The 20,415-nt window shown below is 63.0% G+C and carries 20 protein-coding genes; 8 read left to right on the forward strand and 12 right to left on the reverse strand.

The genetic code is table 11. The features are described 5' to 3' along the window. The 3 genes from ACKLNA_RS16935 to ACKLNA_RS16945 all read left to right on the forward strand — a co-directional run bounded on the left by ACKLNA_RS16935 (nt 1) and on the right by ACKLNA_RS16945 (nt 3,371). The gene (locus ACKLNA_RS16935; RefSeq protein WP_085732749.1) at nt 1-612 is read left to right on the forward strand and encodes a DUF4136 domain-containing protein; all 612 of its coding nucleotides are present in this window, start codon (nt 1-3) and stop codon (nt 610-612) included. A 54-nt stretch (nt 613-666) separates the two neighbouring features. Beyond that, entirely contained in the window at nt 667-1,224 is a 558-nt protein-coding gene (locus ACKLNA_RS16940) for a DUF4136 domain-containing protein (RefSeq protein ID WP_085711244.1), read from the forward strand. 149 nt (nt 1,225-1,373) lie between these two features. Then, entirely contained in the window at nt 1,374-3,371 is a 1,998-nt protein-coding gene (locus tag ACKLNA_RS16945; RefSeq protein WP_408986512.1) for a pilus assembly protein TadG-related protein, read from the forward strand. Here the strand turns inward: ACKLNA_RS16945 and ACKLNA_RS16950 are convergent. Continuing rightward, complete coding sequence (locus ACKLNA_RS16950) at nt 3,368-6,118, reverse strand: ATP-binding protein (protein ID WP_408986513.1); 2,751 nt, start codon at nt 6,116-6,118, stop codon at nt 3,368-3,370. The two genes, ACKLNA_RS16945 and ACKLNA_RS16950, sit on opposite strands and share 4 nt — an antisense overlap. Continuing rightward, nucleotides 6,115-6,561, reverse strand: a complete 447-nt coding sequence (locus ACKLNA_RS16955) for a TadE/TadG family type IV pilus assembly protein (protein ID WP_265812438.1) — start codon at nt 6,559-6,561, stop codon at nt 6,115-6,117. Before ACKLNA_RS16955 ends, ACKLNA_RS16950 begins: the two co-directional genes overlap by 4 nt. 75 nt (nt 6,562-6,636) lie before the next feature. Between ACKLNA_RS16955 and ACKLNA_RS16960 the strand changes: the two genes are divergently transcribed. After that, on the forward strand, nt 6,637-7,107 hold the full coding sequence (locus ACKLNA_RS16960; protein ID WP_408986514.1) for a prepilin peptidase: 471 nt from the start codon (nt 6,637-6,639) through the stop codon (nt 7,105-7,107). A 125-nt stretch (nt 7,108-7,232) separates the two neighbouring features. Continuing rightward, on the forward strand, nt 7,233-8,009 hold the full coding sequence (locus tag ACKLNA_RS16965) for a response regulator transcription factor (protein WP_134825358.1): 777 nt from the start codon (nt 7,233-7,235) through the stop codon (nt 8,007-8,009). Between the two features lie 37 nt (nt 8,010-8,046). Here ACKLNA_RS16965 and ACKLNA_RS16970 read toward each other — a convergent pair whose 3' ends face one another. From ACKLNA_RS16970 to cpaB, 8 genes are read right to left on the reverse strand one after another with little or no spacing between them, the layout of a single operon-like run. Then, nucleotides 8,047-8,319 (reverse strand): DUF3613 domain-containing protein, encoded by a 273-nt coding sequence (locus ACKLNA_RS16970; protein ID WP_408986515.1) that lies wholly within the window; start codon nt 8,317-8,319, stop codon nt 8,047-8,049. 16 nt (nt 8,320-8,335) lie between these two features. Beyond that, nucleotides 8,336-9,058 (reverse strand): tetratricopeptide repeat protein, encoded by a 723-nt coding sequence (locus ACKLNA_RS16975; RefSeq protein WP_408986516.1) that lies wholly within the window; start codon nt 9,056-9,058, stop codon nt 8,336-8,338. 15 nt (nt 9,059-9,073) lie between these two features. Beyond that, complete coding sequence (locus ACKLNA_RS16980; protein ID WP_408986517.1) at nt 9,074-9,958, reverse strand: type II secretion system F family protein; 885 nt, start codon at nt 9,956-9,958, stop codon at nt 9,074-9,076. A gap of 1 nt (nt 9,959) precedes the next feature. Further along, entirely contained in the window at nt 9,960-10,844 is an 885-nt protein-coding gene (locus ACKLNA_RS16985; RefSeq protein ID WP_408986518.1) for a type II secretion system F family protein, read from the reverse strand. An 18-nt stretch (nt 10,845-10,862) separates the two neighbouring features. After that, nucleotides 10,863-12,131, reverse strand: a complete 1,269-nt coding sequence (locus ACKLNA_RS16990) for a CpaF family protein (RefSeq protein WP_408986519.1) — start codon at nt 12,129-12,131, stop codon at nt 10,863-10,865. Then, nucleotides 12,128-13,318, reverse strand: a complete 1,191-nt coding sequence (locus ACKLNA_RS16995) for a pilus assembly protein (protein ID WP_085711254.1) — start codon at nt 13,316-13,318, stop codon at nt 12,128-12,130. The genes ACKLNA_RS16990 and ACKLNA_RS16995 overlap by 4 nt, the downstream gene beginning before the upstream one ends. Beyond that, a complete protein-coding gene (locus tag ACKLNA_RS17000; protein ID WP_408986520.1) occupies nt 13,315-14,538 on the reverse strand; it encodes a type II and III secretion system protein family protein in 1,224 nt (407 codons plus the stop codon). The genes ACKLNA_RS16995 and ACKLNA_RS17000 overlap by 4 nt, the downstream gene beginning before the upstream one ends. A gap of 20 nt (nt 14,539-14,558) precedes the next feature. Then, nucleotides 14,559-15,500: a Flp pilus assembly protein CpaB gene (cpaB, locus tag ACKLNA_RS17005; RefSeq protein ID WP_408986521.1), complete on the reverse strand. Its 942-nt coding sequence runs from the start codon at nt 15,498-15,500 to the stop codon at nt 14,559-14,561. Between the two features lie 332 nt (nt 15,501-15,832). Between cpaB and ACKLNA_RS17010 the strand changes: the two genes are divergently transcribed. The 3 genes from ACKLNA_RS17010 to ACKLNA_RS17020 all read left to right on the forward strand — a co-directional run bounded on the left by ACKLNA_RS17010 (nt 15,833) and on the right by ACKLNA_RS17020 (nt 16,843). Next, the gene (locus ACKLNA_RS17010; RefSeq protein WP_085711257.1) at nt 15,833-16,042 is read left to right on the forward strand and encodes a Flp family type IVb pilin; all 210 of its coding nucleotides are present in this window, start codon (nt 15,833-15,835) and stop codon (nt 16,040-16,042) included. Nucleotides 16,043-16,159: 117 nt separating this feature from the next. Beyond that, nucleotides 16,160-16,372 (forward strand): Flp family type IVb pilin, encoded by a 213-nt coding sequence (locus tag ACKLNA_RS17015; RefSeq protein ID WP_408986522.1) that lies wholly within the window; start codon nt 16,160-16,162, stop codon nt 16,370-16,372. 63 nt (nt 16,373-16,435) lie between these two features. Next, nucleotides 16,436-16,843, forward strand: coding sequence for a response regulator (locus tag ACKLNA_RS17020; protein ID WP_085732763.1), 408 nt, complete (start codon nt 16,436-16,438; stop codon nt 16,841-16,843). Nucleotides 16,844-16,924: 81 nt separating this feature from the next. On the opposite strand, the gene ACKLNA_RS17025 is transcribed toward ACKLNA_RS17020, so the two are convergent. Then, a complete protein-coding gene (locus tag ACKLNA_RS17025; protein ID WP_408986523.1) occupies nt 16,925-18,595 on the reverse strand; it encodes a ShlB/FhaC/HecB family hemolysin secretion/activation protein in 1,671 nt (556 codons plus the stop codon). A gap of 134 nt (nt 18,596-18,729) precedes the next feature. Beyond that, nucleotides 18,730-20,304 carry a collagen-like triple helix repeat-containing protein gene (locus tag ACKLNA_RS17030; protein ID WP_408986524.1) on the reverse strand — a complete coding sequence of 525 codons (1,575 nt, stop codon included), beginning with the start codon at nt 20,302-20,304 and terminating at the stop codon, nt 18,730-18,732. Nucleotides 20,305-20,415: the final 111 nt, after the last annotated feature.

A 20,415-nucleotide genomic window follows, 5' to 3' on the forward strand; every position in this document is an offset into this window, starting at 1 on the left:
ATGAAAGGTCATTCCGGGTTATTGCTGATCTGTCTGGGGTTGGCCGCGTGCCAGGGCAGCAACCCTTATGTGGCGCAGTCGCGGCCGTTGCCGCCGGCGCCACCGCAAGCCGCGACCACCTTCGACCGCAGCGCTTATCCCGCGCCACCACGGGATTACGGGCGTTACCGCAGTTGGGCGTGGCTCAACGGGCGTCTGCCACCCGGCAGTGCCTGGGCGGATTCGGCGCAAGTGGCCGAGGCGGTCAGCAGTGCGCTGGATCAACGCGGCTTGCGCCCGTTGCACGACAACCGCCCGGCGGACCTTTTTGTCAGCGCTAACCTGAGTCTGGAAACCCGCTTGCGCCAGGTCCAGGACGATTACGGTTACTACGGCGGATACGGTGGCTATGACCGTTACGGCCGGGGTTACGGGATGTACAACACCGTGCCGATCGTGCGCACCTATCAGGAGCAGGTCGTGGTGGTGCGGGTCGACCTGTTCGACGCCGGCACCGGTCAGCCGGTCTGGAGTGCCAGCGCCGAAACCGGCACCCAGGGCAACCAGAGTGACCGTGCCGATGCGATCCGCGAGGCTGTCGAAAAGGCCATGTCGGCGTATCCTCCCAGTTAGCTTCCCGTGAACCGGAAGCTCCCTCAGGTTCATGTTTTCCACCGGAGAAAAACCATGTTCCGCCGTTTTGCTTTACTGGCCATGGCCGCGCTGCTCAGTGCCTGCGCCGCCAACCAGGTCAATCATGACTTTGACGCCAGCCGCGACTTTGCCGCCTACCGCAGCTGGAGCTGGAAAGAACCCGCCCTGCAATACCGACCCGACGATCCACGGATCAAGAGCGATCTGACCGAACAACGGATTCGCCAGTCCGTCGCCGATCAATTGGACCAGCGTGGTCTGCGTCCGGCCGCCGCGGGCACCAAGGGTGACTTGAATGTGCAGACCTACCTGATCGTCGAGGATCGCCAGCAGCAGGTCACCACCAATTACGGCGGTGGTTGGGGTGGGCCGTGGAACGGCTATTGGGGCGCACCGATGTACAACGAAACCCGCAACATCACCTACAAGGTCGCGACGATCCAGATCGATCTGCTCGACGGCAAGGACGGCAAACTGGTGTGGCGCGGCAGCGATGAACAGATGCTCAGCCGCACGCCGAATCCGGCGGATCGCAGCAGCGCCATCCATGAGACGGTGACGCGGATTCTGTCGAATTACCCTCCGCGCTAGGTGAGCGCCATGAACGGGAGCCCGAGGGCTCCCGTTTTTCTTTTCCGCAGAGCGGCTGGCGCGTTGCCAGCAGTGTCGTTGCACCGGGTCTACACTGACATCCACCAATGGAGCTTGCGCCCGGCCGTGCGCCGGCAAAGGAGTGCGCCATGTCGCGTCTTTCGCAGTGTCGCGGCCCCGCCCGACAGCGCGGGGCCATCGGCTTGATGGCGGCCGCGACCCTCAGTCTCGCGCTGATCCTGATGTTGCTGGTGGTGGACACCGGCCGTTTGTACATGGAGCAGCGCAAGTTGCAGCGGCTGGTGGATAACGCGGCGCTGGAGGCGGTCAGCCGTGGCGGCAATTGCCTGCCGGGCCTCACGGCGGCCAGTTACGCGGGGCAAAGTGCGACACGCAACGGTTTTGTCACGGATGCGAACAACGTGCTGGTGGTCGACTGCGGCAAGCTGGTAACGGCCTCCAGCGGTTTGCGCACGTTCAGCGTGGACGCCACCCAGGCGGTGGCGGTCAAGGTTGCGGCCAACCACACCGTGACCACCAGTTTCGCCGGCGGCGTGCAGTCACTCTTCAGCGGCACGCCGTTGAGCCTGAACACCGTGCTCTATGCCTCGGCCGTGGCCGCGCAACCCCAGCCGACCGTAGCCCAACTGAACATCCGCAGCAACCTGGCCAACATCAGCACCGCCCAGTCGAGCATCCTCAATCCACTGGTCTCCGGCCTGCTGGGCGGCAGTGTGAATCTGACGGCGGTGGGCTGGAACGGCCTGCTCAACACCGACATCAACCTGCTCAGCTACCTGAATCAACTGGCGATCAACCTCAACGTCGCCGCCGGCAATTACACCCAGTTGCTCAATACTCAGACCACCGTGACGCAATTGATCCAGGCCGCGATTACGGTGGTCCAGCTCAATGGCGCAACCGCCGATGTGATTACCGCGCTGGGGCAATTGCAAGTGGCGGCGATCAATGCCGCGCCGCTCAAGCTGGGCGATATCCTGCAGCTGCAGACCGGCACCACGGCGGCCGGGCTCGACGCCAATCTGCAACTGCTGCAACTGATCCAGGGCGTGATCCAGCTGGCCAACAGCAACAGCGCGGTGGCCGCCACCCTGCCGATCAGCGTGCTGGGGCTGGCCAATGTCACGGTGCGGGTCAAGGTCATCGAGCCACCGCAGTTTTCCGCCATCGGCGATCCGGCGCTGGCCAAGGCCAACCCCACCGGGCCGAACCGTATTTATGTGCGCACGGCACAGATCCGCACGATGCTCTCGGTGAATCTGCCGGTGTTGTCCGGAGTGACCGGGCTGACCAACGCCGTGCTGGGACTGGTCGGAACCCTGACCCCGACGCTCAATGCGTTGCTCAGCCTGAATCTGGTCGCCACCCTGAATTCGGTGGGTTGCCTGCTCGGCGCCGGTTGCCAGCAATTGGACCCGTTGCTGCTGCCCTCGCCGGAAATCGACATCAGCCTCGATGCCGGCGGCGCCATCAGTTACGTCACTGACTACAGCTGCCCCACCGGCAACACCGGGACCAAGAGCCTGACGGCCCACACCATCACCTCCGTTGCCGATCTCAAGGTGGGCAAGATTGATCCGACCAACGCCTTTTCGTCCTCTGCCGAGCCGACAGTCACGCCGTTGCCGCTGGTGGATCTGGGCACAGTGACCTGCCACAAGATTCTGGGGATCGGCAGTTGTGACGAAAGCACCCACGTGCAATACGGCGCCGGCGGCATCGCGATCATGGTCAACACCAGCGTGGCGCAGAACACTCAGGATCTGGTGTTTTCCAGCGGCACGCCGTTCCCCACGCCGCCCAACCTGAAACTGCCGCCGAGCGTGATTTCCGCTGCGCCCACCAGCAATATCGTCAACAGCCTGGCGAGCACGCTGGCGGGGATCAACCTGATCGTCTACAAACCCCAGGGCAGCAATCCGCTGGGGGCGATCATCACCGGCGTTGCCAGCCTGATCAGCGATGTGACGACGATCCTGCAACCGCTGATCACCAACCTGGTCAGCCCGCTGCTCGACCCGTTGCTGAACAACCTGCTCAAGAGCCTGGGCATCAATCTGATGGACGTGGACGTCGGCGCCAACATGACCTGCGGCCAGACCGGCAAGGCCTATCTCGTCATCTAGTCATCGGGGGCGATCGGCAGTTCGATGCAGAACCGTGCGCCGTCCGCCGAGTTGCGCACGCTCAGATGGCCGCCCATGTTCTCGATGATCCCGTAACTCACCGACAACCCCAGACCGGTGCCGACACCCACCGGTTTGGTGGTGAAGAACGGCTCGAAAATCCGCTCCAGCAGACGCGGATCGATGCCACCGCCGTTGTCCTCGACCCACAGGCGCACCTTTTCTTCATCCCGTTCGGCGTAGATCGAAATCCACGGTTTGAACCCTGATTCCGACTCGCGCTTGCCCAGAAGCGCATCCCGGGCATTGACCATCAGGTTTATCAGCACCTGTTCCAGTTGATCGACGTAACCGCGCACCTGAACCTCGAACGGGGTTTCACTGATGCGCAAATCCACTCCTTTGCCGCGCATGCCTTCGGCCAGCAGCGACAGCGTGCCTTCGATGGCGCTGGCCGGGTTGAACAGTTGCTGTTCGATCTCCGAACGGCGGCCGAACACCCGCATGTGATCCACCACTTTCGCGGCACGCTGGACCTGGGCGTCGATGCGGTTGAGTTTGTCGGTCAGGTAATCGATTTGCACATCGCCGTTGCTCAGGCGTTTCTGCACGTTGACGATGGCCATACGCATGACGTTCAGCGGCTGATTGATTTCGTGGGCGAGACCTGTGGCCATTTCGCCGAGGGTGGCCATTTTCGCGCTCTGGGTGAGTTGCTGCTGGGAGCGGCGCACTTCGGTGTTGTCGCGGCCGACGGCCTGCACTTCGATCAGTGTCCCGCGTTCATCGAACACGCCGCGATCCGACCACACCCACCACGCATGCTCGCGCCCCGGCAATTGCAGGTTGATTTCGGCGGTGCTGACGGGGGACTCCGGGGTCAACAACGCCAGACGCTCGACGAAGTCTGCACGTTGGACGTCCGACATCCAGCTGCCCAGATTGACCCCGGGTAATTCTTCGGGCGCGCATTCAAGATACTTCGCCAGCGGCCGGTTGCCGAAGGTCAGGATCAGATCCGGGCGATAACGACAGATCATCGCCGGTGAGTCCTCCACGAGAATGCGGTAACGCTCTTCACTCTGTCTGACCTGTTCGGCAGCCAGCGTCGCCTCGGTGACGTCCAGCCAGAGTCCAACGGCTTCCACCGGCAGCCCGAGATCATTGCGCAGCAGGCGGGCCTCGTCGAGCAGCCAGTGGTAATCGCCACGGCTGTCACGCAGGCGATAGCGGGCGCGTACCGAACCTTCGCGCAACAGCTGTCGGGTGCGTTCGAAATACAGCGCCCGGTCATCCGGGTGGATCCGCGCCACCAGCGCACCGGCATCGCAGTCTTCCAGGCTCCAGCCCAGCAACGGCTGCAGACTGGCGCTGAAAAACGCCGGCAGCAATGCGCCTTCGACGTAGTGCTGGACATAGATGACCGCAGGCGAGCTGGCGATCAGGTTGTCCAGTCGCGCATGGGCCGCAGCGGCCAGTTGCTGCTGGTTCTTGATGTCGCTGATGTCCAGCATGAAGCCCGCCAGCCGACGGTGATCGCCGGTGCCGCTGACCTGCCCCTGAAGGCGATACCACGCCGGCGCCTGACTGGCGTCGTGAGGATGCAGACGCACGCATAGATCGAGGATTTCCCCATGCATCTGCAGGGCTTGCAGGCGGCTGCGCACTTCTTCGCGGTCAGCGGGGTGGATCAGGTTCAGCCAGTGTTCCAGGGTCAGCGTCGAGCTGTCCTGTTGCAGCGTGACGGCCAGCGTCGGGGCCAGCTGAATGTGTTCGCCAGTGCTGCCGATTTCCCACCAGCCGGTGCCCAGCAATGTCTGCAACGACTCGAGGCGTTCCAGTTGCAGTTGATGCTGCTGCTCACGCAAACGCCCGAGCAACGGCCCCGCCAGTGCGCCGGCCAGCATCAGCCAGTCACGGTCGGTCAGATACGGTGCGGTCTTGTCCACCGCATAAAAGCCGCAGAGCAGCCACGCCATGACGCCTCGATCATCGCTGTAGGGCACGGCGAAACCCTCGGCATTGCCGAACAGCCCCTGCACCCGTGAATGTTCATACTGGCCGTAATGCGCGCCGAGGCGTTGCGGGCCGGTGCCATTGAGACTGTCCAGCGGCGTGCCGAGGCGCTGGCCGTCGTGCCACAGCGCGGGCGCATCGTGGGCGTGGAACTGGCAGTGAACCTGCCACACCTGTTCCTGCTCATTGAGCAAGGCGAGCGCCACACACGGGATCTGCCAGCGTTGGGCGATGATCTGCAGTTGATCGCTGACGACCACCGGCAGTCGTCCCAGGCTGCAACTGCGCAACTGCTTGCTGATCTGCCCGGCAATCCCTTGGCACGCCTCGCGTTGATGCGCTTGCTGGCGTTCGGACAAGAGGTCGGCAATGTCGATCAGTTGCAGCAGCCAGCCGTTGCCCAGAGGCTGGGCCCAGCCGCGCAGGTGCAGGGTCTGTTCGCCCAGGCCGGGGAAATCCAGGTCCAGCAGCAGCCCTTGCCATTCCTGTGGCCGGCCTTCGATCGCCAGGGTGCTGTGGGGCAGCAGTAAATCGTGCAGTGGCAACGGTTTGTCATGGGGCATCTGCTGTGCCAGCAACAGGCGCAAGGGGCCGGCCATCTGCAACACGGCGCCTTCGCCATCGAGGTACAGATGCAGGCCCGTCGCGGGTGAGCCGAGTACGTCCGGCAGATCGCCGGCCAGCGGCGCGCGCTTGAGCAGGCGGCCGAACAGATTGTCCCCGGCCGTCAAAATTTCAGGCTCGAGCTGGCGGTCAGGTTGGTGGGCAGGCTGGGTACGGCGCCGACGCCCGGCAACACCAGAAACGGAATGACCTGATTGAGTTTGCTGACGGGGTAATTGACGCTGACGGTGATCGTACCCTGCGTCGTGTCATAGATCGCTGACGTGTCCACGCCGACTACCACGTTCAGGGCGCTGGGCAGGCCTGAAAACTGCTGGGTCAGGGCGGCATTGGCGGTGTTGACGACAACTGTCGAGTAGTTGGGCGTCGTGGGGTCGACCGCCACGCTGCGCCGTACCGCTTCGGCCGTGGCCTGATTGAACGTCTGCATCAGCACGAACGGCAGGGCATAGCTGACCAGGCCGTAAAACACCGCGAAAAAGATCACGAACACCAGGGCGAATTCGATCGCCACCGCGCCTTTTTGCGCCTTCCGAGAGCCGGTTTTCATCCGTGCGTCTACCCTGACAGTCACTGCGTAGTATCAGCATAGAATCATTCAGCCAAAACGGACGGTTTTTACCGGATGCAAAGCCTTGTTCTTCTGATCTGGTTGACCTTGTGTGCGGCCCAGGATGCCCGGCAACGGAGGATCGCCAATGCCATGACCTTGGGTGTTGGCGCCCTGGCACTGGTTTATCTGCTGTATTTCGGAACGACCTGGACCGGTGCCGCAGCGGAGCAGGGCGGCTGGGCCTGTCTGGTGGCGCTGGCGTTCACCCTGCCGGGGTATTTCATGGGGCGCATGGGGGCCGGCGATGTGAAATTAATGACAGCCCTCGGCCTTGCGACGGACGGTCTTTCGTTGCTCGGGGTTTTTATCGGCGCCGGCGTCGCAAGCGTCGTCTGGATCCTGCTGGCGCCAAGAGTCTGGCTGCATATGAGTCAAGGGCTTAGGCATCGTCTTCGATATATGGCGCCATCCATGTCAAAAAAGCTGCCATTTGCGCCGTTCGTGCTGATCGGTTTCCTGCTTGTACTACCTTGGATCCATTAGTCGCCAAACGCCACTAGTCTTATGTACATAGTCGGAAAGTGCGTCTACTTTCAAAGGTACTGGTTATACGGCCAACGGCTGACAGTACAGGAATGGTCAGTTTTGGCCCGGGCATGGAGTGGCACGTGAACAAGCTTACATCTGCGGTAAAAGTCCTCGTTGTCGATGATCAGGCGCTGATCGTCGAGGAGCTCTGTGAGTTCCTCGAGAGCAACGGCTATCGCTGTGTCCCCTGCGGGTCCGGCAAAGAGGCCGTCGAGCGTTTTGCCGAGGACCCGGCGATCGGTCTGGTGCTGTGCGATCTGCACATGCCGGACCTCGACGGCATCCAGCTGGTGCAGGAACTGCAGCGACAGGCCGGCAAGGCGCGGGTGTTCGAAGCGATCATGCTCACCGGCCGCGCCGACAAGCAGGACGTGATCAAGGCACTGCGCGCCGGGATTGCCGACTACTACCAGAAACCGGTCAACCTCGACGAACTGCTCGAAGGCCTGCAGCGGCAGGAGGCGGTGCTGCAGGAGCGGCAGAAAACCCTGCAATTGGGGCACTTGAATCAGAAGCTGCAAGACCTGTCGTCGTCCATCGATGATCTTTATCAGGATCTGGACAAGGTGCGCCGCGGGCCGGCTCCCGTCAGTGAGCAGGCATCGGGTGACACCGACGCGCTGGAGATCCCGGCCATCTTCAATCAGTTGTCACCGCGGCAACTGGACGTGGCGCGTCTGGTGGGCAAGGGGCAGACCAATTACCAGATCGCCTGCGAGCTGGGCATCACCGAAAACACCGTCAAGCTTTACGTCTCACAGGTGCTGCGCCTGACCCACATGCACAACCGCACCCAACTGGCGCTGGCCTTGTCGCCAAGTGCGGCGGCGTTGCGGCAGCGGGTGACCGCGCACTAGTCCGTTGTGCCTGGCCGCCATCGTGGGGCCAGGGACGTCAGTTCTTCCTCTCGATCTTGCCCCCGGCGTCGGGGTCATAGAAATCGGGGATGTCATATTTGTATTTCTTCAGCCAGCGCTGCATGGCCAGTTCACGTTCGGTGGCCGTGGCCGCCTGCGGATCGGGGGAGGCGGCCTTGTTGCGGCTTTGCAGCAACAGCCAGCCTTCGGTTTCCTGCTGCTGGGCCGAGGCGGGGCCGGCGTCGATGGCCAGCGCGCCGAGTGGCAGGCTCAACAGACTTATGCAGCACAGTGTTTTGCAGATGTTCATGTGGCCTCCCTGAGGTTCACTTGATCGTCGCCGGTTGCGGGTCGGCCGCCACCGCGACCTGATTGCCGGTGGCAGGTTTTGCCTTGATCGGGGACTTGAGTTTTTCCGCCCGCTCCTGAGCGTCGGTGAACTGTTCCGGGGTCAGGTGCGCGCGACTGACGATTTCGGCGGCCTGCTGCCAGTTGTTCTGGTAGATCAGCAGGGTGATCAGGTTCAGCGTCGCCAATTGATTGTTCTGCTTGAGCTCGATGGCCGTGAGGAATTCGAAGCGCGCGTCTTCAAGCCGCAACTGATTGAGGTACACCACGCCCAGATCGTTGTGGATGTTTTCATTGGTCGGCGCCAGTCGAACGGCCCGTTGCAGATGAGCCTGCGCCTGACCGTTATCGCCGCGTGCGGCATACAGCTGACCCAGACCGTGTTCGGCGTCGGCGCTCAGGCAAGTGCCGAGCAGGCCGCGATACAGCGGTTCGGCTTCGCTGCGCCCCAGCAGACGATAGACCTTGGCCTTGCGCAGACGCACCTCCACGAGGTTGTCGGGCAGGCCTTGCAGGTTGGCGAGGCTGGCGTGCAGCTTGCCGTCATTGGCCAGATCGTCCACCAGATTCAGCGACAACTCCTGCTCGGCGCTCAGCTTGCTGCAACTGGTGGGCGCCAGCATGGCCGTCCACGGCGCCTGACCATCGGTTGCGCAACCGCCCAGCAGCAACAGGCTTGCCACCACCATCAGTGCTTTCATCAAACGCTCTCCATGTCAGGACGCAAACGCCCGGGTGATTGCGGTAAATCCAGGGCCCGCCAGTACGATCAGCAAGGCCGGAAACAGGAACAGCATCATGACCACCGACATCTTCGCCGACATCTTCGAGATGTATTCCTGCAAACGCGTCAGGCGTCGGTCATCCAGAAGTTGCTTGAGCGCCAGCAGCGATTTCATCGCGCCGCCGCCCTGTTGAATCAGTTGTTGCAGGATCACGCAGGTGTCGGTGAATTCATCCACCGCCAGCATCGCCGCCGCCTTGTTCAGCTCCTGGCCCAGCTCCAGCCCCGAGTCGACACGGGCGAGGATCAGGCGCAATTCGCTGGTCAGTTCCGGCAGCAGCTTCTGCCCCTCGATGCTCAGCACGCGCAGTGCCTGTTCGACCGCCATGCCGGACTCGAACAGGATGCGCAGCAGAGGAATGAACGTCGAAACCTCCACCGAAATGATTTTTTGCCGCCGGGCGGCGGCATAAGCCAGCAGGCGCTTGGGCAGCAGGTAACCGGTGCCGGTGGCGAACATCGGCACCAGCCAGCCCTTGGGCGCCTGGGGAAAGAACACTTCCTGCAGAAACAAACCGATGCCCAATGCCAGTAACGGCGTGCCGATCTGGCAGGCGGCAAACAGCGAGCGCTCACTGGCCCGGCGCCAGCCGAGGCGGTTGAGCAGGGTCTGGGTTTCGCTGTCCATGCTCACCGAACGCTGGCCGAACCGGCTGTTGCCCAGCGCTCGCAACAAGGTACGCAAACGGCTCTCGCGCACCAGATGGCCCTGCAGGCGCTGGTTGACCTGACGTACCCGGCGACGTTCGGTCAGCAAGTGGTTGCCGACCAGCAACAGCGCCCCGAGCAGCAGCATGAGACTGGCCAGGATCACCATCTCAGACACTCCTCAACATGCGCCACAGCGCCAGGCTGCCGATGACCTGCAGCACCACCGCGATGATCAGCATGGTCTGGCCGCCGGGGTCTTTCCACATGCCGAGCATGTAACCGGGATTGGTCAGCATGAAGTAGCTGACGATGATCACCGGCAGCGATCCCAGCACCCACGCGGTCAAGCGGGTTTCGCCGGTCAGGGCGCGCAACTGGCGGGCGCCCTGATCGCGTTCGCGGATCAGCTTGATCAGGTTTTCCAGCAACTCGCTGGCATTGCCGCCGTAGCGGTGATTGACCTTCAGCCCCAGGGCAAACATGCGCAGTTCGTCCTGTTCGTAGAGCTCGGCAAAGTCGCTCACCGCATCCGGCAGGTTCACCCCCAGTTGCACGTTGCGCTGCACCCGGCCCATTGCGGTCTTCAGCGGATCCTCGCTGGAGTCGATGCCACCCAGCACGGCATCGTTCAGGGTGCGCCCGGATTTGAGGCTGCGCACCGTGTGGTCCAGCAGCTGCGGCAGTTGCTCGATCATGCGGTTGAGCCGGCGGCGATACAGCCACGCGATGTACAGGCGCAACACCAGGGGCGGCGCCAGCATCATGATCAGCAGGCCGACCCACTCGGCGGTCAGGTAACCCAGCATCATCGCGATGGCCCATAACGCCAGCCACAACCCCAGACGCTCGCCGGGGCGGCCCAGGCCGGCCCGCAGGAACATGCGTTCGAGCCCCGTCCACGAAGTTTTACCGGGGGCTGTCTGCGGTTGCCCGGCGGCCAGTCGCGTGAGCACCCGTTCGTTGGCGGTTTTGCGCACGCCATGCAGGAACAGACGAATCGACAGCCCCAGCAGCATCAGGCAAATGACGATGAGAATCACCGGCCCCATCATGACGAAAGCTCCATGCGCTCAGCCCAGGCTCGACTCGTGCCGCAACTTGTCGCCGGCCGGATTGACCGCTTCGCGCAGGAAGCCGAACCCGGTGCGTCGATCGAGGCGGAACAACGTGTTGGTGACGTAGATGTCTTCGCGCACGCCGACCACTTCCACCACCTCGCTCACGCAACGGCGGCCGTCGGGCATGCGGGTCAACTGGATGATTATGTCGAGCGCGGCACAGATCATTTGTCGCAACGTGCGTTCGGCCACCGTGCGACCGGTCAGGCCGACCAGGGTTTCCAGACGCAGCAACGCATCCTGGGCATTGTTGGCGTGGACTGTGCTCATCGAGCCGTCGTGACCGGTGTTCATCGCCGTGAGCACGTCGAGCACTTCGACGCCACGGATCTCGCCGAGGATGATCCGGTCCGGGCGCATCCGCAGGGCGTTGCGGATCAGGTCGCTGGCCTTGACCTCGCCATGCCCCTCGGCGTTCGGCGGCCGGGTTTCCAGGCGCACCACGTGCGGGTGGCCAAGCTGCAGTTCCGCGACGTCCTCGATGGTCACCAGCCGTTCATGGGGGTTGATCAGCTGACTGAGAATGTTCAGCAACGTAGTCTTGCCGGTACCGGTGCCGCCGCTGATCAGGATGTTGCAGCGTTTGCCCACGGCCTCCTGAAAGCAATCGAAGATCGCCAGGTCGATGGTCTGCATGGCGATCAGGTCGCTGCTCTTGAGCATGTCCTTGCGGAATTTCCGGATCGACAGACACGGCCCGTCGAGGGCGATCGGCGGAATGATCGCGTTGACCCGGCTGCCGTCGGGCAGGCGCGCATCGACCATCGGCGACGACTCGTCGAGCCGTCGTCCGAGCGGCGCGAGAATGCGCTGCATGACCCGTTCGACGTGGTGCGCATCGATAAAACGCAGGTCGCTCTGGTGCAGCACGCCGTCACGCTCGATGAATACCCGGTGCGGGCCGTTGACCAGGATCTCGGTCACGGCGGAGTCGCGCAGCAACACTTCCAGCGGGCCGAAGCCGGTCAGTTCATCGACGATTTCTTCCGCCAGCCGCTCCATCTCGTAACGGGAAATCGCCAGGTGCAGACGGGCGATGTATTCGGCGACCTTGTCGGTGACGAACTGCGCCAGCAACTGCCGCGAACCTTCGAGCAGGTTTTTCCCCGACTCTTCGATGGCATCGATGATGTAGCGATGCAGCACCAGTTTCAGGCCTTCGTGGTCGGTGTTGCCCGACTGACCGCGAGCCGGAGCACCGAAGAGTTTTTCCGGACTCATGAGCTGCCCCGCAACCGGTCGAACCAGGTGACCTTGGGTTTGGCCAGGCCTTCGGACCGTTTGGCCAGACGTTCGCCAAGCGCCCGCAGGCTCTGGGTGAGTTTTTCCCGGGGGGCCAGTTCGAACAGGCTGACGCCCTGATTCTTGGCATTCAGGCGCAGCTCCGGACTCAGGGCCAGCACGGCGATCACTTCCAGATTGAAGGTCTTGCCGAGGGTGTCCGCATCCGGCGCGACGTTACTCAGATAGCGGTCGACCAACAGCCTTCCGTGATCGAGCTTCATGCCTTTTTCCCGCCACAGGTTGAACATTGCCAAGTTGCGCCGGCAATTGAGGACGTTCTGGTCGGTGTACCAGATCAGCTTGTCGCAATGGCTGACAAAGGTGCGCAAGGCTTCGCTGTCAGGCTGGCCGGTGAGGTTCACGACAATGTGCTGGAAGTGCTGGCGCAGGGCGCTGAGCAACATGTACAGCTCGGCGGCGCTGGTGCTTTCCAGCGGCTCGTCATTGTCGGCGTACGCGAGAATCCGCAGCCCGGCTTCGGCGCTGGTGAAGGCGCTGTCGATCAGCGTCGCATCGAGCCTGCGCAAATGGCGCAAGGCATCGCCGAAGTGGAACGAACTCTCCAGCCCCAACAGCGCCAGACTGTCGCCACGGGGCAGGCCGAGATCCAGCAGCAGCGTCTGCTGCCCGCTCTTTTGCACCACCAGCGCCATATGGTTGGACAACAGCGCGCCGTCGGAACTGCTCTGCACGCCGTACAGGACCGTCAGGCCACCCAGTTGCGTGTTGTGGGTCACCGGCGGCATGCGTTTGCTCAGGCGGCGCACCAGCCCCGCGACTTCGCTGGAGCGTGAACCGTAGGCGACGAAATCCCGTGCCCCGGCGCGCATCGCGTTGAGCACCAACTGATTGTCCATGCCGTCGCCGAGGGCGACGATTGCCAGCATCGGCTTGGCTTCCAGCGCGCCTTCGATCAGCGCGCTCTGGGCCACCACGTGTTCACGGTCGAGGCCGACGAACACCAGGCTGGCGAAGGTGACATCCACCAACGCGAGCAATTCATCGAGGCTGCCCGTACCGGCGCTGACCACTTGCCCCAGCGGCGCGAGCGCACTTTGCAGCCACTCCAGATCGGTGCTGTTGCGGGTGATGGCGAGAAAGGTCTGGCTCAGGCTCTGGCTCATTGGGACAACCCGCTGCGCTTGTCGAAGTTGCCGTTTTCCATGAAGAACATGCGATAGAAGTTCGGGTCGTAGTTGCGCAGTTTTTCTCCCGGCAGCGACGGCAGTTGCGCTTCCGCCGACAGTGGACGCACCAGATGCGGGGTGACGATCATCAACAGTTCACGCTCTTCGCGTTTGATCTGCGAGCTTTTGAAAAACGCCCCGAGCACCGGGATATCGCCGAGCCCCGGAAACTTGTCGACCTGGGAACTGTTGGTGGTGCTGATCAGGCCGCTGATGACAAAGCTCTCGCCATCGGCCAGGGAGATGCTGGTGTCGGTGCGGCGGATGGTCAGCGCCGGTACCGTGGTGCCGGCGATCTGCACGGAGTTGCTGAAGTCCAGTTCGCTGACTTCCGGTGCGACTTTCAGGGCGATGCGGTCGTGGCTGATGATCGTGGGCGTCAGGGTCAGGCGGATGCCGAACTCCTTGTACTCGATGGACACGCTGTCGCTGCCGGAGCTGGGGACCGGGATCGGGATCTGGCCACCGGCAAGGAAACTCGCGCTTTGCCCGTTCAGCGCCACCAGGCTTGGCCGTGCCAGGGTGTAGGCGAAACCGCTGCCTTCAAGGGCGTTGATGATCGCCATGGTATTGCCGCCGATCCACGAGAAGTTGAACAGCGAGTTGTCCACCGGCAGTCGCGGCTGGGGCACGCCATCGATGGGCGGCAGTGTTCCGGGGGAGCCGAACAGGAAGTTGCCGCGGGTGCCGATCAGTTTGGCCGAGGCCTGCTTGAGTTTGGTGCGGCTGACTTCAACGAAGCGAATGTCGGTCTGTACCTGCGAAGGCAGCTGCGCGTCATCTGAAGGCAGCGGGCCGGCGCCGGTGAGGGCGTTCGTGGCAGCGCCCTGAACAAATACCATGCTCTGGCGCGGCTCGCTGGAGCAGCCGGTCCAGACCATCAGGCTGGTGGCACCGGGGGCTACACCCGTGAGCAGGAACGACGAGTTGCCGGTGGCGTGCACGTCGGCGATTTTCGGATCGCCGATGGCCAGGCGGGTGATTGCCACCGGCGATTGCAGATCCTTTTGCCAGCCTTCATTGACTTCGATCACCGGCGGCAAGCGGCTCAGGGCCGAACAGTTGCCGGTGGCCGCCTGGGCGGCGTTGATCGACAGTCCCGTCAACAGCAAGGCCCGGAGCAGGGGATTGAAGGTCGGCCAGAAACGACTCTGCATGCACTTGGATCCTTGCTCAGTCATGGGTTCTGTTGGGTGATCTGATTGCCGCGAATCACTTCCACCGCCGGCCGCGTTGCACCGCTATGCTCGCCGCTGGACGGGACTTTCGGCGCGGCGCCCAGCGCAAGCTGGGTGAACTGGAAGAGTTGGCTGTTGGCGGCGACCAGTTTGTCCGGTGCCTGGTTTTCGCCGGCCCAGTATTTGGCCAGACGCTGTTCCTCACTGCTGCGCACGGCCAGGCGCAAGGTCCCGACCTGGGTGGCGAGCATCATCCGGCTCAGCAGTTGTTCCGGCACCGCCAGCACCACGGTGCGCGCGGTGAGCCGGCGCTGATCCTGTTTGAGCTTGTCGTCGGCGCTCAGTGCAGGTGTGGCCGGCTGACCGTCGTTGGTCAGGCCGTATTGTTCGCCGACGCCGAGTACGCGCATCGCCGGCACCACAATCTGCGCCGACTGCTGCGGGTTGCTGGCGTCCTGGCGCAGGTACAGCAACACATCGACGTAATCGCCGGGCATCAGTTGCCCGGCGGCACCGATGACTTCATCCACCGACACCGCCAGCGCGCGCTCGTCGCTGTGAATCATGCGCGCCAGCGCGCCGCCGGCCTCGAAGCTTTCAGCGTTGAGCCAGGTGCCGGCACTCAGGTGGCGCCAAGGCGTGCGGCCCACGGCCTGATCGATTGCACTCAGGCTGCCGGCCGGGGCGCTGCGCAGTTTCTCGATGGCCAGGTCGGCGGCGGTCAGGGGGGTGAATGGAGGGACGTCATGCACCAGCACCACCACAGGCTGGCGGGTCTGGTCTTCGGCAGCGGCGACGGTCTTTTCCACGGTGACCACCGCAGGCGCTGGTGCCTCGGCAACCGGCGCCGGTTGCCGGCTGAGCACCAGGCCCCAGTAGCCGACGACGATGGCCCCCAACAGAAGCACGGCGGCAAGTCCCATGGTGACACGACTGTTCATGACGGCTCTCCCTTTCCTGCTGCACTACCAGCCCGCACTTCCAACCAAGGGAACATCGCAATCAGGCAGCTATGAACATCCAACTATTTCGCTATTTCCACGCTAGCTGAAACAAGCCAAAACGCCATTACTGGCCGGCAAATAACCTACGAAAGTATGGGTGTTGGCCAATTAGCAGTCGAAATCACGGAGGTTGACGAAGCGGTTAATGCTTTGTGATTAACCCGTTCTTACAGTTGTTGACGGGGGCTTTGTTGACAATGCTCAGATAGCACGGTGGAAGCTTTGCCGCTGTCGCGACATCGGCGCCATGGGCGCAAAGGAGTGGACGTATGATTCTCGATTATCTGCTGGCCAGGGCCCGTTTGTTTTTCAAGAGTGAGGAAGGGGCTTCGGCTATCGAGTACGCGATCGTGGTAGCGATGGTGGCGGTGGTGGTCGTGGTGTTCGTAACACCGATGGGCACCAAGGTCTTCAATATTTTCAGCGCGATCCTGACCTCGCTCGGTGGCACTGCTCCGACCAAGCCCGGCATTCCTTGACCGAACGCTCTCTCCCTCTGTGGATGCCTGTCTGCTGCTGAACAGGAGCGTTCAGGCATTGCCCCGATCATTGGCTTTCCGGTGCCCGGAAAATCCCGGGCATGAAGGAGAATGTCCATGCTCTTCGAATACCTGATCATGCGTGCCCGGTCGTTCCTGGCAAGCACCGAAGCCGCGTCGGCCATCGAGTACGCAATTGTGGTGGCGATGGTCGCCATTGTGGTTGTGGTGTTCGTGACGCCGGTAGGCGCCAAGGTGCTGGCGATCTTCAACAGCATCCTCGTGGCGCTGGGCGGTACGGCACAGACTGCGCCGACGCAGTTGCCCTGACTCGATGGGTGGCGAATCTCGCACTACACTCGGTTCCACCTTCAGTTTCTCAGGGATTGACCAATGACTGCTTCTTCACTGCCCCGCCAACAGTTGCTTCTGGTTGACGATGAAGAGGACGCATTGCTGGAGTTGGCGGAGTTGCTGGAGGGCGAGGGCTTCGTCTGTCATACCGCGACCTCGGTGAAGCTCGCCCTGCATCATCTGACCCGCCATCCCGACATCGCCCTGGTGATCACCGATCTGCGCATGCCGGAGGAAAGCGGCATGTCGCTGATCAAGCGCCTGCGCGAACACACTTCGCGCCAGCATCTGCCGGTGATCGTGACCTCGGGGCATGCGGACATGGAGGACGTCAGCGACATGCTGCGGTTGCAGGTGCTGGATCTGTTCCGCAAGCCGATCTATCACGTGCGGCTGCTGGAAACCCTCGACAACCTGTTCCCCAAGCCCAGGGTCAATGTTTCCTGAATCCTGAGACCGCTGCAGTGACCGTCAGTGGTCTCAAGGCTGACGGTCACTGCGAAAGAACTTCAATCCGACGCCCGATGGCTACAGCTGATAGCTGAAACTGATGCTGTAGCGCGGCCGGCGGTTGTAGGTATCCAGCGCTTCATCCGACATGGGTTTGGCCGCTTCCAGGGCGATGTTGTAGTACTTGGCATCGCCAAATCTGAGGCCCACGGCTGCCGATGAGAGGCTGTTGGCCTGCACCGGCAACTGGTTGAACCAACTGCGGGAACGGTCGAGCACGACATAGGGTTGCAGAATGCGCACCCAGTTGCCGTCGCGGTTGAAGCTGTAGTTGATCTCGTAAGCCACGCCCCAGCCCTTGTCGCCGGACGCCTGATCGTCCGGGTAGCCACGACCGAAATTCTGCCCGCCGAACACCGCGCGCTCGCTGTCGGGCAGGGTGTCGTCGGTCCAGTACAACGCGCCGGACAGCACGCCTTGCCAGTTATCGAAGAACTTGTCGCTCTGCACCCCGGAAAGGCGCAGGCGCAGGAAATTGAGATCGATGGCGCTGTTGTTGGTGTGCGCTCCCATGCTGTCCAGCCCTTGATAGACGCCGCCGCTGAGAATCCGCAACTGGCGGGCGTCGGCCTTGCGCCAGTCGCTTTCGAAGGCGAGGGCGCGGATGTCGGTGCGTTCTTCGACACTCAACGGATAGCCGATGACGTTATAGCGGGTCTTGTCGTTGACCGCGTACAGGCGCGCCCCGGCAGTCAGCAGTTCGTTCGAGGCGGCAATCAGCGGCAGGCTGAAGCCAACCGAGTACCGGTCATTCTCGCGGTGGGGCTTGAGTTCCAGGCCATTGTCCAGCGCGACGTTGGTGCCGGGGTCGGCACGGTAGCGCGAGGCGGACAGGTTCAGTTGCGTGCCTTCGGCGTCGAGGAACTGGCTGTAGTCCAGACGGTAGTAATGCTCGTGATCCTTTCCCGGTGGAAACAGCCCGCTGAGCGTCAGCTGTTCGCCCATCGACGTCTGTGAGTTGCTGCTCACACCGAGCAGGGCCTGGGTGCCCTTGCGGTTGTCTTCGGTGGTGCTCAGGGAGCTGGTGAACGGTTTGCGACTGGCCTGGGCGACCAGTGTGGTCGCGCCATCGGTGGTCCCCGGCGGTGGCACCTGGGCCTGGATCGTGACGCCGGGAATGCGGGTCATCAGGGTGGTGTAGCGTTCGAAGGTCTTGCGCGTCAGGGGACGTTCGGCCTGGATTTTCGCCGCCAGCCTGTCGAGCAGCCCCTTGACCCGGCCCACGTCGCCCTGCACCTGCACATCCCGAACATAGCCTTCCACCAGCACCACGCGCGCCACACCGTTATCGAAACTCTGTTTCGGCAGGAAGGCGTAGGACAGCAGATAGCCGTCGTTCTGGTAGCGGCGGGTGATATTGCGGGTGGCTTCGATCAGGTCGGCGAGGCTGGACTCATGGCCGATCAGAGGCTTGTAGATCTCTGCCAGTTCGTTGAGCGGATAGATCGTGCCGCCTTCGATCTGCACGGTTTTCAGGTTGATCTTCGTGCCCATCATCAACGGCTCGGCCGCTGCGGCACCGGGTTCCGGAACCTGCAGCGGCGCGGCGCTCGGACGGTAAGCGTCGGCGGGCAGGTTCGGCACCGGCAGGTTGCGGATGGTTTCGTTACTGTTCAGAAAGCTGGGAAGGGTGTCGGCGAGGGCTGTGGAACTGAGACTGAGCAACAGCAGGGATGCCATTACGCGCATAGGACACTCCATGTTCAAACCGCAGCACCGGGCAGGGTTTTCCTAAGAAAAAAAGCGGAAGACTCACGGGAATCTTCCGCCTTCAACCAAGCGTAGGCGCTGTAGGTGCGGCCGTCGAATCGGCCAGGTGCAATTCAGCGTTTGTTGCCGCCCAGCGCGCCGGTCAGGCCACCGAGCACACCGCCCAGCCCGCCGCCGACGCCAGTGCCGGTGCCGGCACCGGTGCCACCGGTGGATGCGCCACCGTTGACCAGACCGCCGACCGCGGCCACCGTGCCGCCCACGTTGCTGACCAGGCCTCCGACGGCGGTGGTGACCGGGTTGTTGGTGGCGGCGATGGCGCCACCGAGATTACCCACAGCACCGCCGACCTGACTGGTGATGCCGGCCACCGGAGCACCTAGTCCGGTGGCGCCGCCGACGTTCTGGGTCAGGTTGGTTACGGCGCTGGTGACAGGTGCTAGCCCGCCGCCGACGCCGCTGCCCAGACTGGCCAGAGGCGCAGTAGGGCTGGTGATCGGCGAGCCCGAGCCGCCGAGCACGGTGTTGAGCGAAGCGACCGTATTGCCGGCCGAGACCAGTACGTTACCCGGTGCGCCGAGTGTGCTGTTGCCTGCACCCAGCCCGGCGCCGACATTGACCACGGCGCCGCCGACGGTTTGCAGCAGGCCATTGTTGCCGACGCCGCCGAGTCCGCCACCCACGCCGGTGCCCGATCCGGTGCCGTTGTCCACCAGCCCGCCGGCCTTGCCGACGGTAGTGCCAACATTGCTCAGGGCGCCGCCGACGGTGTTGGTCAGGGCGTTGCCGTTGCCCGCTGCGGTGACGTTGTCGCCCACGCCGTCGACGGTGCTGCCGACTTTCTGCAGGACGCCGTTCAATGGCGCACCCAGTCCGGTCGCGCTGCCCAGTTTGTCGGTGGTGCTTTCGACCATGGCGATCACCGGAACGAGACCGTTGCCGACGTCCTTGGTCACCGAGCCGAGTGGGCCAGTCGTTGTGGCCGTACTCAAGGTATCGCCGAGCATGGTGACTTTTTCACCAACCCCGTTGAGCAACGGTGCAACTTTGGTCACCACACCGCCGACCACGGGAACGCTGCCGGTGGCGGTGGCCAGTTTGCCGCTCAGATCCGATACGCCGTTGCCGACATCCTGCACCACGCCGCCGACCGCCGAGGCGGTGACACCCAGACCGTTGTCGGTGGTGCCGAGTTTGCCGAGACCGTTGGCCACGCCGTCGCCCAATGTGGTGACCACGTTGCCGGCAGTCCTGGCGGCGCTTTGCACGACACCGCCGACGACAGGCACGCTACTGAGCGAGTCGCCGACCTGACCGACACCACTGCCGACACCGGCAACGGTGCTGCCGACGTCCTGCACCAGGGTCGAGGTGACCAATGGTGTCGGAGTGCTAGGGTTGGTGGGATTGGTCGGATCCGTCGGGTTGGTTGGATTGGTGGGGTTGGTCGGATTGGTTGGATCTGTTGTACCGGTGCCACCCGTCCCGCCAGTACCTGCTGTTCCGCCGGTGCTGCCAGTGCCTGATCCTGAGCCGGATGTTCCGCCAGTGCCGGCGGTGGAGCTGTCCGGAGTCGAGCTGCTGGAACTGCTGTGATGACCGCCACCGCCGCTGCTGCAGCCGGCCAGGCCAAGGGAGAGGATCAATGCCAGTGCTGTTGCCGATTTGCACCACACTTGAGTTTTCATGATGGTAATTCCTTGCACCTGTCACAACGTTCGTTGTCTTCGATGGCCCGCCGATTCTGCCGTCGGCAATGCCTTCGCCCGTTGTGCTCATATCAATCGCAAGGCTGGATC

The organism is Pseudomonas sp. UV AK001, from assembly GCF_046097675.1.
GTDB lineage: Bacteria > Pseudomonadota > Gammaproteobacteria > Pseudomonadales > Pseudomonadaceae > Aquipseudomonas > Aquipseudomonas kribbensis.